Genomic DNA, 12,688 nt, shown 5'->3' with positions numbered 1-12,688 from the left:
AGGCGCACCAAGAGTGCAGGCCAAGCTGAGCACGATGTTCCAGTCCCTACAGGTTCGCAACTACCGGCTCTTCGCATCCGGGCAGCTGATCAAGTTGATCGGCGTCTGGATGATGTTCATCGCCCAGGACTGGCTCGTCCTCGACCTCTCCAACAATTCGGCCACCGCGCTCGGCGTGGTGACCGCCTGCCAGTTCACCCCGGTGCTGCTGCTCACCCTGCTCTCCGGCCGGCTGGCCGACCGGTACGACAAGCGGGTGCTGCTCTTCGTCGCCAACGCCTTCTGGAGCCTGCTGGCGCTCGGCATGTCCCTGCTGGTCCTCACCGACCTGGTGCAGCTCTGGCACGTCTTCGCCTTCGCGGCGCTGCTCGGCACGGCCAACGCCGTGGAGACCCCGGTCCGCCAGGCGTTCGTCTCCGAACTCGTCGGCACACCCCTGCTGCCGAACGCGCTGTCGCTGAACGCCGCAGTGTTCAACTCGGCCCGGATCGTCGGACCGGCCGTCGCCGGCCTGGCCATCGCCGCGTTCGACGTCGGCCCGGTCTTCCTCTTCACCGCCGTCAGCTCCATCGCGCCCCTGGTCAACGTCGTCCGGATGCGGACGGCCGAGCTAGAGCGCGACGCCCTGCTGCCGCGCGACGAACGGGCGTCCGCACGGGTCATCGACGGGCTGCGGTACGTCTGGCGTCGACCCGACCTGTTGTTGCCGATGGCGGTCATGTCGGTGATCGGCATGTCGCTCTTCAACTTCCAGCTCACCCTGGCCGCCCTGGCGAAGACGGTCTTCCACACCGGTGCCGCCTCCTTCGGCCTGTTCAGCACGGCGCTTGCCGTCGGCGCGCTCGGCGGTGCGCTCAGTGGCACCGGCCGGCGCAGTCGCCCGTCGGTCTGGCTGGTGCTCGGCGCCGCGATCGCCTGCGCCAGCTTCGGCACCCTGGTCGGCCTCGCGTCGGCGTACTGGCTGGTCGTGGTGCTGCTGGTGCCGACCGGCTTCTTCATGGTCTTCTTCGCCCAGGCCGCCAACCAGCGGGTTCAGTTGGGTGTGGATGCGGCCTTCCGGGGTCGGGTGATGTCCCTGTGGGTGCTCGTCTTCCTGGGCACCAACCCGGTCGGCGCGCCGCTCATCGGCTGGGTCGCGGAGCACTTCGGTGCCGGCGCCAGCATCTGGATGGGTGCGTTGATCTCGTTGGCCGCCGCGCTGATCGCCCTCACCTGGCAGCTGCGTCGCTCCGGCGCCCGGCTTCGCTTCCGGGTACTCCCGATGCCCCGCTTCTACGTGACCTCCGCCGACTGCTGAGGTTTACCGCCACTCGGACCGCGTCGTGTTGATCGGATTGTGCGGATGCGGCCAAATCGCTGGCGACTCGGCACGGCGGGGCTTAGCGTCGATACGTGGGAGTCGGACGCGCGCTGGTGCTGGCCTTGGCGTTCCTTGCCGTCGCCAGCCTGCCGGCGGCATTCGCCCTGCTCTTCTGCTATGACGAGATCCTCGACCGGGTCGTCTGCGGCTGGTCCGAGTGGCGGGAGGGCCGACGGGAGAAGCGCACCATCGCCCGACTGGACCGGGCTGTCGAGGCCGACGCGCTGACCCGCGACATCGACCTCAGCGCGTTCGACCGGGTCGACCGTCGCCCCCTGGAGCAGCTCGCCGCCGACCTGCGCCGCCTCGGCGGTCAGCGGCTCGGCGGCAGCGGGCGGTCGATGGTCTGGCATGGCGCGCTCCTACAGGCGTACGACGACCGGCTCCGGCTGGCCTGCCGCGCCCTCGGCATCGACGAACACCTCGCCGACCTGGAGGGCGTCGACCAGGAGATCGAGCGGGTCCGGGTGGAGGGTGTGCTGCACGCCGCCGGGCTGGCCCTCCCGGCGGCCCGAGCCGGGCACCGGCAACGGCACCGCTGAGCGACGGTTGCGGCTCTTCGTCGCGGTCTACCCGCCCTCCGAGTCGGTCGACCACCTCGGCGCGCAGGTCGCGCGGCTACGGGTCGGCGCGGCGTCCGCCGCCGGCACCAACGTCCGGCTCGCCGATCCGGCTCAGCTACACGTCACAGTGGCCTTCCTCGGCGACGTCGAGGCGGCCCGGTTGGTCGAGGTGGAGAGTGCGCTGGGGCTGGCCGCCGAGTGGTTCCGCGACGGCCGGCACTCCCTGCCCCGGCTCAGCCTCGGCGGCGGTGGCCGGTTCGGTCAGGGCCGGTCGACGGTGCTCTGGGTGGGCCTGCGCGGCGAGGTCGAGGCGCTGCACGTGCTGGCCGGGCTGGTCCGGTCCCGATTGCGGCAGGTCCGGCTGCCGTACGACGCCAGGCCGCTACGCCCACACCTGACCGTGGCCCGGCCCGGTGATCGGATGGACCCGGCCGACGTCGAGGCCGACCGGGCCGACCTGGACGACTACCGGGGACCGGAGTGGCAGGTGAGCGAGCTGCTGCTGATGCGCAGCCAGCTCGACTCCCGAGGCTCGCGCTACGACCGGCTCGCCGCCTGGCCGCTCTGATCCGGTGCCGTCGGCGGGACGACCCGCACGGGCGCCTGCCCCTGCTCCGAGATCGGTTGGGCGGCGGCAGGCTCGGGTCCGCTGTGGAGGACTTCGCGGGCCTGTTCGGCGGCGCGGACGATGCTCTCGCTCATGAAGTCGAGGAAGCGGGCGATGTTCTCCAGGCGGGCGGCGGCCGGGGTGTGCGCACCGAGGAGGGCGACGCCCTGCCGCGCGGTGGCGACGAGCTGGTCGTTGGCTCGGGCGCTGGCGATCGTGGCCTGGTAGAAGAGCTCGTTGTCGACGACGTAGCGGTCGCGGCGGCGTTCGTCGCGTACGCGGCGGACCAGGCTCTGGCCCTCCAAAAAAGTTATCGCCTTGGAGATGGACGCCGGGCTGACCTGGAGGCGCTGGGCGAGCTCGGACGCGGTGAGGGTGCCCGCGTCGGTGGTGAACAGGCAGGTCAACACACGGGCCCCCATCTTGTTCAGACCCGACGCCATGAGAACGGCGGTGAACGTCTCCTCGTATTCGGCCACGGCCTCGGCGTCGCGTCCGTGCTGCGGGAGGGCCGCTCCCGTCGGGCGGGAGGAGGCAGGCCTGCGACGGTGGGCGCGGCGTTCGGTGGCGCGGTGAGCCAGGTCGGCGCGGTAGCCCAGCGGGCCGCCATTGCGCATCACCTCGCGGGTGACCGTCGAGGTGGGTCGGTCGAGACGTCGGGCGATCTCTGCGTAGGGGAGGCTGTCGGCCAGCCCCAGGGCGATCTGCTGGCGTTCCTGCTGGGTGAGTCGGCCTCCCGGCATCTGACCTCCCTGGTGATCCTTCGTGGCGGCCTTGTGGCCCCTTCACCATAGCGTTCACTTTCAGTCCATTGCAACATGGGCGCATCGCCCGTTGCATTATCCAGCAGGGTCAGTGCAATGATAAACGGGCTCTGAACTGCTGTTTCTTATCAACAACGCAACGATCTGGTTGTCTGACTTTGGAAAGCAACGTAGCGTTTCCGGTATCAGAAACAACGCGCGAGCACCGGAGACCATGATGAAGACGTTCGACACCCCCGCCCCGATCTCCGCCATCCTGAACATCCCCGCCGGGCGCATCCAGCTCATCGCCGCGGACCGCGTCGACACCACCGTCGAGATCCTGCCCACCGACCCGGCCAAGAGCCGCGACACCAGGGCGGCCGAACAGGCCACCGTCACGTACGCCGACGGCGTTCTGCGGATCACGGCAGCGGCCCCCAGCAACTCGCTCATCGGCCCATCCGGATCTCTGGAGGTCACCGTCCAGCTGCCCGCCGGCTCCCACGTCGAAGCCAGGACCGCCAGTGCCGAGCTGCGCGGCGTCGGACGACTCGGCGACATCGCCTTCGAGGGGGCGTACCGGCAAATCAAGATCGACGAGGCGGCGAGCGTCCGCCTCACCGCGATCGACGGCGACGTCGAGGTCGGCCGGCTCAACGGCCCCGCAGAGATCAGCACCGCGAGGGGCGACATCCGGATCGCCGAGGCCGTGCGCGGCAGCGTCGTGCTGACGACCCAGTCCGGCGACATCTCGATCGCCGCCGCAGCTGGCGTCTCGGCCGCGCTGGACGCCGGCACCGGCCACGGCCGGGTCAGCAACGCCCTCCGCAACGACGGCACCACCGCACTCGACATCCGCGCCATCACCTCCCGCGGCGACATCGCCGCCCGCAGCCTCTGAACAGGACGGAACACGATGACGAACAACAGCATGTCCGCGACCAGTTCGGCGTGGACCGGCCTGGTGCCGGTCGACGACACCGCCCTGGCCGTCACCGACACCGGCGGTCCCGGTGTCCCCCTGCTCTACCTCAACGGTCAGTTCGCCACCCAGGGGTACTGGCGTCGGGTCATCGCCGACCTTGGTACCGGTTGGCGGCACATCACCTACGACGAACGGGCTCGCGGCAGACAGTCGAAGCGCTCGACGGACTACTCCTTCGAGGCCGCCGTCCGCGACGTCGATGCCGTCCTCGCCGCCAGGAAGGTAGACCGCGCACTGGTGGTGGGCTGGTCCTACGGGGCGGTGGTCGGGGCGCACTGGGCCAACCGGAACCCGGAGCGGGCTCTCGGTGCGGTCCTGGTCGACGGCGCGTTCCCGCACGACTGGCTCGACGAGGCCATGGAGCAGCGGATCCGGAAGATGTTCCGACGGATGAACCTGTTCATGCCGCTGCTGCGCCCGACCGGTCTGACCCCGCGGATGAATGCCGAACAGATGGCGGACAGCAACATCGAGCTGGGCAAACTATCGCGTGAGCGGGAGTTGGGCCCCGTGCTGGACGGCATAACCGTGCCGGTGCGCTACGTCGTCGCCTCCGGCACGTCCCTGGGCAGTCGCGGTGACGAGCAGGAGAAGATCCGCGCCAGCCTCGACGCGGTGACCGTCCGCAACCCGAGCATCCAGATCGCCGCGAAGGTCGCCAGCAACCACGGTGCGATCCTCAAGAAGGACTTCTCGGCCATCGCCCAGGCCGTACGCGAGGTCGCCGCCCTCGACCAGGCGGCGGGGAGCTCGCGAGATGGTCTGCTGTAGTGGGCGAGGCCAGCACTTCCTGGGCGGCAGCTAGGCCAGCTAACGCCTATCGCTGTTTGGCCAAGATGTGCGACGGATCAGGTGACCCGACACCGCCCTGCCTTGCGTCGACGGGGGCCGTTCACCACCCGTCGACGCGCAGGGTCAGGAAGACTCGCGTGCCGCCGGCCCGCTGCCGAAGAGCACGTCGTCCCAGCTCGGCAGGCGCTTACGCGGCTTGCCGTTGGCGTCGGTCGACTCGCCACCGGCGGCTGCCGCCGCGCCCGTGCGGCGGGGCCGCAGCACCGCCAGCGACGGCACGGCCGGCACCTCCTTGGGCGCGTCCGAGTCGTCGTCGAAGGCCGACCCCTGGCCGCCGCCGAGCAGCGCGGCGGCACCCCCGCCGACCGGCCGCTGGCGAGGCGCGTCCGAACCGGCAAGAGCAGCCGGGGTACGCGGCTCAAGGCCACGACCCGACGAGGCACCGAGCGGACGGTCCAGTGAGGCGAGCAGCGCGTCCCGCCCGGCCCGGATCGGGTCCCGGCCAGGGCGCGGATGCTCGGACGCCGCCGGCAACCCGTGCCCACCACGGCTCGGCTCGCCGCGCGAGGGACCGGGCAGGCCGTGCCCGCTCCGCTCCGGTGCCGGCTCCTGGCCGAGGATCGGCACGGGCCGCTCGGCGCACAGATATTGCGCCATGTCGTCGTGCGGGGCGACCGACTGCCGGGTCTTGTCGAGATCCCAGATGGCCTGTGCGGTGGCCTTGCCCGACGGCCAGGTGGCGATGATCCGCCAGGTGCCGTCGTCCCGCCGGTACGCGTCCCAGGAGATCTTCTCGGTGTCGATGCCGTGCTGGCTCAGCCGACCGTTGACCACCTCGGCGAGCGGGGTGGGCTTCTCCGCTCCCTTGAGGCGGGTGCGGCGGGCGTGCTGGGCGAGCATCGCCCGCTCCTGGAGCACCGGGCCGGCATAGCGCAGCACCCGGTCGACCGGCACGCCGGCGATCCGGGCGACATCCTCGGCGGACTCACCGGAGCGGATGCGAGCCTGGATGTCCCGAGGGGACAGGGACGGAATCGGGTCGGCGGCGGCCGGTGCCGCCGGCAGCGGCGGCGCGCCGGGCTCGGCGTGCAGCGCACCCGAGATCCGGTCGTCGATCGGCAGGGCGAGCAACCGCCCGACCTCGTCGGCGAGAACCAGGGCATGGCCGTCCTCGGAGAGGGCGACGAAGCGTACTGGGCGCATAGCGTTGCCTCCGTCCCGCTTCGCTGGCCGCACGCCACGAGTCGGCCACCCAGGCGTCTCGGACCACCGTACGCGCATCTGTCTCGGGGTGGGGGAAGCGACACCCCGCATGTCGCGACTGAGCTGCAACGATGATCACGGTCGGTGTCCGTGAAGGCCCCCACGAACACCGACCGTGACGAACGTCAGAGTCGCTCGACGACGTAGTCGATGGACGCGGTCAACGCCTCGACATCCGAAGGCTCGATTGCCGGGAACAGCGCCATCCGCAGTTGGTTGCGGCCGAGCTTGCGGTACGGCTCGGTGTCCACGATGCCGTTGGCGCGCAGCGCCTTCGCGATCGCGGTGGCGTCCACCCCGTCGGCGAAGTCGATCGTGGCGACCACGTTGGAACGCAGTGCCGGGTCGGTGACGAACGGGGTGGCCACGCTGGACCGTTCCGCCCAGCCGTACACCGTGGCGGCGCTCTCGGCGGTGCGCTTGGCCGCCCAGGCCAGGCCACCCTGCGCGTTCATCCAGTCGGTCTGCTCGGCGGCCAGGAAGATGGTGGCCAGCGCCGGGGTGTTGTAGGTCTGCTCCAGCCGCGAGTTGTCGATCGCGGTGGCCAGGTCGAGGAAGGCGGGGATGTAGCGCCCGGACGCCTTGATCTCGGCGGCACGGTCCAGCGCGGCCGGTGACATCAGAGCCAGCCAGAGACCACCGTCGGAGCCGAAGCACTTCTGCGGAGCGAAGTAGTAGACGTCGGTCTCGCCGACGTTGACGTCCAGGCCACCCGCGCCGGAGGTCGCGTCGACGAGCAACAGCGCGCCGTCGTCCGCCCCGGCAACCCGGCTGATCGGGACGGCCACGCCTGTCGACGTCTCGTTCTGCGGAGTCGCGTAGGTGTCCACGCCGGACTCGGCGACCAGGGTGGGCGCGCTGCCGGCCTCGGCCTTGCGAACGGTCGGCTCACCGAGGAAGGGCGCGTCCTTCACCGACTTGGCGAACTTGGCGCCGAACTCGCCGAAGCTGGCGAACTGGGCCCGGTCGCGAACCAGGCCGAAGGTGGCGACCTCCCAGAACGCGGTGGTGCCGCCGTTGCCGATCACGACCTCGTAACCCTCGGGCAGCGAGAAGAACTCGGCGATGCCGGAGCGCAGCCGGGCCACCTGGTCGCGGACCGTCTTCTGCCGGTGCGAGGTGCCCAGGTAGCTGGTCGCGACCTCGGTAAGTGCGGACACCGCCGCGGGGCGGACCTTGGACGGGCCGCAGCCGAAACGTCCGTCGGCGGGCTTGAGGTCATCGGGAATCCGGATGGTCGGTGCGTCAGCCACGGTCTTGAAGATCCTTCCGCAAGGGCGAGGGCGGGCCCGGCGACACTGCCGGCCCTCATCCTCGCACTCGGACCCATCGGTGGAAGCCGGGCCCCCGAGGGCGGGGCTGAGTCCTTCGCCACACCTCGACGGCGCCCACCGGTAGACGCACGGAAGGGCCCCTCCGCCACGCCAGACGTGGTGGAGGGACCCTTCGCGACCGGTCAGACGCCGTGCGGAATGGCGGCCCAGCCTTCGACGCCGGACGGCTTGCGCGGCTCCGCGCCGACGTAGCGGGCGGACGGGCGGACCAGCCGCTGCAGGCGCTTCTGCTCCAGGACGTGCGCGCTCCAACCGCCCATCCGCGCGCAGGTGAACATCGAGGTGAACATGTGCGCGGGCACCTCGGCGAAGTCCAGCACGACGGCCGACCAGAACTCGACGTTGGTGGCCAGCACCCGGTCTGGGCGGCGGGCCTGCAACTCGGCGAGCGCGGCCTTCTCCAGCGCCTCGGCGATCTCGAAGCGCGGCGCTCCCAGATCCTTGGCCGTGCGGCGGAGCACGCGGGCGCGCGGGTCCTCGGCCCGGTAGACCCGGTGGCCGAAGCCCATCAGCCGTTCGCCGCGATCGAGCACGCCCTTGACGTAGCCCTCCGCGTCGCCGCTGCGCTCCACGGCCTCCAGCATGCTGAGCACCCGGGACGGCGCGCCACCGTGCAGCGGGCCGGAGAGGGCGCCGATGCCCGACGAGATGCAGGCCGCCGCATCCGCTCCCGTGGAGGCGACGATGCGGGCGGTGAAGGTGGAGGCGTTCAGGCCGTGCTCGGCGGCCGAGATGAAGTACGCGTCGACGGCCTTGACGTGCCGCGGGTCGGGCTCGCCGCGCCACCGCTTCATGAACCGCTCGACGATGGTCTGCGCCTTGTCGATCTCCTTCTGCGGCACCGCCGGCAGGCCGAGGCCCCGAGCCGACTGGGCGACGAAGGAGAGCGCGGTCACCGAAACCCGGGCGAGGTCCTCGCGGGCCTGCTCGTCGGAGATGTCCAACAGCTGGTTGAGACCCCAGTACGGGGCCAGCATGGCGACCGCGGACTGCACGTCGACGCGGATGTCACCGGAGTGCACCGGCACCGGGAACGGCTCCGCCGGCGGCAGGCCCGGCCCGAACCGGCCGTCGACCAGCAGTGCCCACACGTTGCCGAACGACACCTGGCCGATCAGATCCTCGATGTCGACTCCGCGATAGCGCAGCGCACCGCCCTCACGGTCAGGTTCGGCGATCTCGGTCTCGAAGGCGACGACGCCCTCCAGCCCGGGTTTGAAATCGGCCATGTCGCTCTCCTGGATCTGGTCGGTGCGCCCGGTCGGTTCATCCGGCCCGGTCGGCCGAGCGCCCTCTAGGCGACCATCAGGTATGTGTTCGCAACATCTTGCCTGCTGAGTGACCGGATACGCGACCCACGGCGACTGTGCTGCACGCGACATCCCCGGACGCGCATTCTCCGCCGGACTCGGTGAGACTGGGCGGTGCGGGCTGGCCAGCGCGGGAGGGCGCCGCCGGACCTGCCGATAAGGAGTGGGGACGTGACGGGCGACACACCAGCCCCGGCCGCGATGCGTAACGAGTACGCCGCGGACCTGGGCCTGACCGAAGCTGACCTGGCCGCCGACTGGCACACGCAGTTCGGCACCTGGTTCGCCGACGCGGTGGCCTTCGGGCTGCCCGAGGTGAACGCGATGGTGCTGGGCACCGCGGACCCGGCCGGCCGGCCGAGCGGTCGGACGGTGCTGCTCAAGGGGTACGACCCGGACGGCTTCGTCTTCTTCACCAACCACCTGTCCCGCAAGGGCGTCGAGGCGACCGCCAACCCGTACGCCAGCCTGGTCTTTCCGTGGTTTCCCATGCAGCGGCAGGTGGTGGTCGCCGGGCAGGTCGAGCCGGTCGACCGCGCGACGAGCGCGGCGTACTTCGCCAGCCGACCGCGCGGCTCCCAACTGGGCGCCTGGGCCAGCCCGCAGTCCCACGTGGTGCCGGACCGGGCGGCGCTGGAGGAGAGCTACCGGGAGGTGGCCGAGCGGTTCGCCGACGAGGCGGAGATCCCGATCCCGCCGCACTGGGGTGGGTTGCGGGTCCGACCCGAGTCGGTGGAGTTCTGGCAGGGCCGGGCCGGTCGGTTGCACGACCGGCTCCGCTTCCGCCTCGACGAGGGTGGCTGGACCGTCGAGCGGTTGGCGCCGTGACGGGTGTGCGGGAGGCCCGGCCGCGCGGGGCGCGCCGCTGGGCGATCGACGTACGTCCGCTGCGGGTGCCCGCGTACCGGCGGCTCTGGCTCGGCAACACCGTGGCGATGTTCGGGTTCCAGTTCACCGCCGTCGCGGTGCCGGTGGAGATGTACGCCCTGACCCGGGACTCGTTCTGGGTGGGCCTGCTGGGCGTGGCCGCCTTCGTACCGTTGCTGATCTTCGGGCTCTGGGGTGGCGCGGTCGCCGACGCCCACGACCGCCGTGCCGTGCTGCTCGGCGGGTCGGTCCTGCTCTGGGCGTCCACCCTCGGGCTGCTGGTCCAGGCCCTGCTGAACGTGGGCAGCCCGGTGCTGCTGCTGGCGTTGATGGCGTTGCAGTCGGTGGCGTTCGCGATCACCTCGCCGGCCCGCAGCGCGATGCTGCCCCGCCTGGTGCCGGATGACCTGGTGCCGGCCGCCAGCACCCTGAACTACACGACCTTCACGGCGGCCTCGGTCGCCGGCCCGCTCGCCGCCGGCCTGATCCTCTCCGCCTCGGCCGACACCACGGTCGTGCTGCCCATCGCGTACGGGGTGGACGCGGTGTTGTTCACCGCGATGCTCTGGGCGGCGCTGCGCCTGCCCGCGCTGCCGCCCGAGCCGACCGCCGACGGGGAGCGCCGCCGCGCCGGCCTGGCCAGTGTGGTCGACGGATTCCGCTACCTGGCCACGACGCCGGTGCTGCTGCTGTCCTTCGGGGTGGACCTGATCGCGATGATCCTCGCCATGCCCCGCGCGCTCTTCCCGGAGATCGCCCACGAGAGGTTCGGCGGCGGTGGAGCTGTCGGACTGCTCTACAGCGCCATCGCGATCGGTTCGATGATCGGTGGGTTGACCTCCGGCTGGATCGGCCGGCTCCGCCGGCAGGGCCTCGGCCTGGTGGTCGCGGTGGTCGCCTGGGGAGTCGCGATCGCCGCGGCCGGGCTCGCCCACCAGCTCTGGCTGATGGTCCTCCTGCTCGCCGTGGCCGGGGCCGCGGACCTGGTCAGCGCGGTGCTGCGCCAGTCGATGATGCTCGTCTACGCACCGGACCGGATGCGCGGCCGGCTCCAGGGCGTCAACACGGTCGTGGTGGCCGGTGGTCCTCGGCTGGGCGATCTGCGGGCCGGAACGATGGCCGCCGGGTTCGGCGGCGGGGTGGCCTGGGTGGCCGGCGGACTCGCCTCGGCGGTGCTCGTCGTGGTGCTCGCGGTCGCGTTCCCGGCGCTGCTGCGCTACCGGGCGGCGGGGTCGAGCGGCGACCGGACGTGACCGGTTAGGGTCGCCGACATGGAAAGCCCCGAGCAGCGCGCGTTCTCCGGCGCCCAGTGGACCATCTCCGCCGCCGGCCACGAGGCCGTCATCGTGGAGGTGGGTGGTGGGCTGCGGACGTACCGGCACGACGGTGTCGACCTGGTCGACGGTTACCAGACCGACGAGGTCTGCCCCGGCTGCGCCGGACAGGTGTTGGCGCCTTGGCCGAACCGGATCCGCGATGGCCGCTACCCGTTCGGCGAGCGGACGCACCAGCTCCCGCTGACCGAGCCGGAGCGGCACGTCGCGATCCACGGGCTGGTCAACTGGGTGCCGTGGCAGTTGCTGGAGCAGTCGGCGGACGCCGTGACCCTCGGCTACGACCTGCCGCCGCAGCCCGGCTACCCGTGGCCGTTGCGGCTGGTCAGCCGCTGGAGCGTCGGCGCGGACGGGCTGCGCGCCGAGCACGAGGTGACGAACATCGGTGGCGAGTCGGCGCCGTTCGGCTTCTCCGTGCACCCGTACCTGCAACTGCCGGGCGTCGCGGTCGACGACCTGGTCATGCGGCTGCCGGCCCGTACCCGGATGCTCGTCGACGGCCGGCTGCTGCCGATCGGCGCGACGCCGGTGGCCAGCACCGAGTACGACTGGACCAGCCCGCGCCGGATCGGTGCCGCCGAGCTCGACCTGTGCGTCGGCGAGGTGATCCGCGACGCCGACGGCGGCTCGTCGGTGAGCCTGTCCGCCCCGGACTCCTCGGCCGGGGTGAGCATCTGGGCCGATGCGGAGTTCGGCTGGTGGCAGGTGTTCACCGGGGACGCGCTCACCGGTGTGCGGCACCGCCGTTCGGTGGCGATCGAGCCGATGACCTGCCCTCCGGACGCGTTCCGGTCGGGAAGGGACCTGCTCACGCTCAAGCCCGGCACGACCTGGCGGGGTGCCTGGGGCATCCGGCCCGGGGCCTGATGGAGTTCGCCGAGGTCGTCCGGCGTCGGCGGATGGTGCGCAACTACGACCCGGACCGTCCGGTCCCGCCCGACGTGGTGGACCGGCTGCTCGACCACGCGATCCGTGCCCCGTCGGCCGGCTTCGCCCAGGGCTGGGGCTTCCTGGTGCTGGAGGAGCCGGCCGACCGGGAGCGGTTCTGGGCGGCCACCACCCCGGACGGCGGTGGACGGGAGCGCTGGCTGGCCGGGATGCGCCGGGCACCGCTGATCGTGGTGCCGCACGCGAACGAGTCGGCCTACCTGCGACGGTACGCCGAGCCGGACAAGGGTTGGACGGACCGGTCCACCGATCGTTGGCCGGTGCCGTACTGGCACGTGGACACCGGCTTCGCGGCGTTGCTGATGCTGCTCACCGCCGTGGACGAGGGGTTGGGGGCCTGTTTCTTCGGCATCGCGCCGCAGCGGCTGGCCAGCTACCGGGACGCGTTCGGGGTGCCGACCGAGTACCAACCCATCGGTGCCGTCACAATCGGTTACCGGGCACCCGACCATCGGTCACCATCGCTGCGCCGTGGGCGTCGTGGCGTGGACGAGGTTGTCCGCCGCGGCAGGTGGAGCTGAGCGGGAGTGTCCCGTTCGTCCGGTTGAGGATCGGACGACCGGTAGCGAAACTGACATC

13 protein-coding genes are annotated in these 12,688 nt (G+C 71.5%); 9 read left to right on the top strand and 4 right to left on the bottom strand.

Annotated features, from left to right (window positions below; translation table 11 throughout):
- The first annotated feature begins 13 nt into the window (after positions 1 to 13).
- The 3 genes from AB0O48_RS04945 (at position 14) to thpR (ending at position 2,491) form a co-directional block, all read left to right on the top strand.
- Positions 14 to 1,297 carry an MFS transporter gene (locus tag AB0O48_RS04945; protein ID WP_357251880.1) on the top strand — a complete coding sequence of 428 codons (1,284 nt, stop codon included), beginning with the start codon at positions 14 to 16 and terminating at the stop codon, positions 1,295 to 1,297.
- 95 nt (positions 1,298 to 1,392) lie between these two features.
- On the top strand, positions 1,393 to 1,902 hold the full coding sequence (locus AB0O48_RS04940; protein WP_357251883.1) for a hypothetical protein: 510 nt from the start codon (positions 1,393 to 1,395) through the stop codon (positions 1,900 to 1,902).
- A gap of 7 nt (positions 1,903 to 1,909) precedes the next feature.
- The gene (thpR, locus tag AB0O48_RS04935) at positions 1,910 to 2,491 is read left to right on the top strand and encodes an RNA 2',3'-cyclic phosphodiesterase (protein WP_365063012.1); all 582 of its coding nucleotides are present in this window, start codon (positions 1,910 to 1,912) and stop codon (positions 2,489 to 2,491) included.
- On the opposite strand, the gene AB0O48_RS04930 is transcribed toward thpR, so the two are convergent.
- Positions 2,461 to 3,273: a helix-turn-helix domain-containing protein gene (locus AB0O48_RS04930; RefSeq protein WP_365063009.1), complete on the bottom strand. Its 813-nt coding sequence runs from the start codon at positions 3,271 to 3,273 to the stop codon at positions 2,461 to 2,463. The two genes, thpR and AB0O48_RS04930, sit on opposite strands and share 31 nt — an antisense overlap.
- Positions 3,274 to 3,511: 238 nt before the next feature.
- Here AB0O48_RS04930 and AB0O48_RS04925 point away from each other — a divergent pair, with 238 nt between their 5' ends.
- Together AB0O48_RS04925 and AB0O48_RS04920 are read left to right on the top strand one after the other, a co-directional pair.
- Positions 3,512 to 4,177 (top strand): DUF4097 family beta strand repeat-containing protein, encoded by a 666-nt coding sequence (locus tag AB0O48_RS04925; RefSeq protein WP_357251893.1) that lies wholly within the window; start codon positions 3,512 to 3,514, stop codon positions 4,175 to 4,177.
- Between the two features lie 15 nt (positions 4,178 to 4,192).
- The gene (locus AB0O48_RS04920) at positions 4,193 to 5,032 is read left to right on the top strand and encodes an alpha/beta hydrolase (RefSeq protein ID WP_357251896.1); all 840 of its coding nucleotides are present in this window, start codon (positions 4,193 to 4,195) and stop codon (positions 5,030 to 5,032) included.
- 144 nt (positions 5,033 to 5,176) lie between these two features.
- Here the strand turns inward: AB0O48_RS04920 and sepH are convergent, their stop codons facing one another.
- The 3 genes from sepH to AB0O48_RS04905 form a co-directional block, all read right to left on the bottom strand.
- Positions 5,177 to 6,256 carry a septation protein SepH gene (gene sepH / locus AB0O48_RS04915; RefSeq protein WP_357251899.1) on the bottom strand — a complete coding sequence of 360 codons (1,080 nt, stop codon included), beginning with the start codon at positions 6,254 to 6,256 and terminating at the stop codon, positions 5,177 to 5,179.
- A gap of 185 nt (positions 6,257 to 6,441) precedes the next feature.
- Entirely contained in the window at positions 6,442 to 7,569 is a 1,128-nt protein-coding gene (gene serC, locus AB0O48_RS04910) for a phosphoserine transaminase (protein ID WP_365063003.1), read from the bottom strand.
- A 203-nt stretch (positions 7,570 to 7,772) separates the two neighbouring features.
- Entirely contained in the window at positions 7,773 to 8,879 is a 1,107-nt protein-coding gene (locus AB0O48_RS04905) for a citrate synthase 2 (RefSeq protein ID WP_357251905.1), read from the bottom strand.
- 282 nt (positions 8,880 to 9,161) lie between these two features.
- On the opposite strand from AB0O48_RS04905, the gene pdxH reads away from it, so the two are divergent.
- From pdxH to AB0O48_RS04885, 4 genes are read left to right on the top strand one after another with little or no spacing between them, the layout of a single operon-like run.
- Positions 9,162 to 9,788, top strand: coding sequence for a pyridoxamine 5'-phosphate oxidase (pdxH, locus tag AB0O48_RS04900; protein WP_357252059.1), 627 nt, complete (start codon positions 9,162 to 9,164; stop codon positions 9,786 to 9,788).
- Positions 9,785 to 11,080 (top strand): MFS transporter, encoded by a 1,296-nt coding sequence (locus AB0O48_RS04895; RefSeq protein ID WP_357251908.1) that lies wholly within the window; start codon positions 9,785 to 9,787, stop codon positions 11,078 to 11,080. The genes pdxH and AB0O48_RS04895 overlap by 4 nt, the downstream gene beginning before the upstream one ends.
- Positions 11,081 to 11,098: 18 nt before the next feature.
- Positions 11,099 to 12,028 carry an aldose 1-epimerase family protein gene (locus AB0O48_RS04890; RefSeq protein ID WP_365063000.1) on the top strand — a complete coding sequence of 310 codons (930 nt, stop codon included), beginning with the start codon at positions 11,099 to 11,101 and terminating at the stop codon, positions 12,026 to 12,028.
- Complete coding sequence (locus AB0O48_RS04885) at positions 12,028 to 12,630, top strand: nitroreductase family protein (RefSeq protein ID WP_357251914.1); 603 nt, start codon at positions 12,028 to 12,030, stop codon at positions 12,628 to 12,630. Before AB0O48_RS04890 ends, AB0O48_RS04885 begins: the two co-directional genes overlap by 1 nt.
- Positions 12,631 to 12,688 lie beyond the last annotated feature (58 nt).

Origin of the sequence: Micromonospora sp. NPDC085948, from assembly GCF_040686315.1 — a bacterium.
Taxonomy (GTDB): Bacteria; Actinomycetota; Actinomycetes; order Mycobacteriales; family Micromonosporaceae; genus Micromonospora.
Note: the sequence above shows the minus strand (reverse complement) of the source record. Positions and strands in the feature narration are given on the sequence as shown.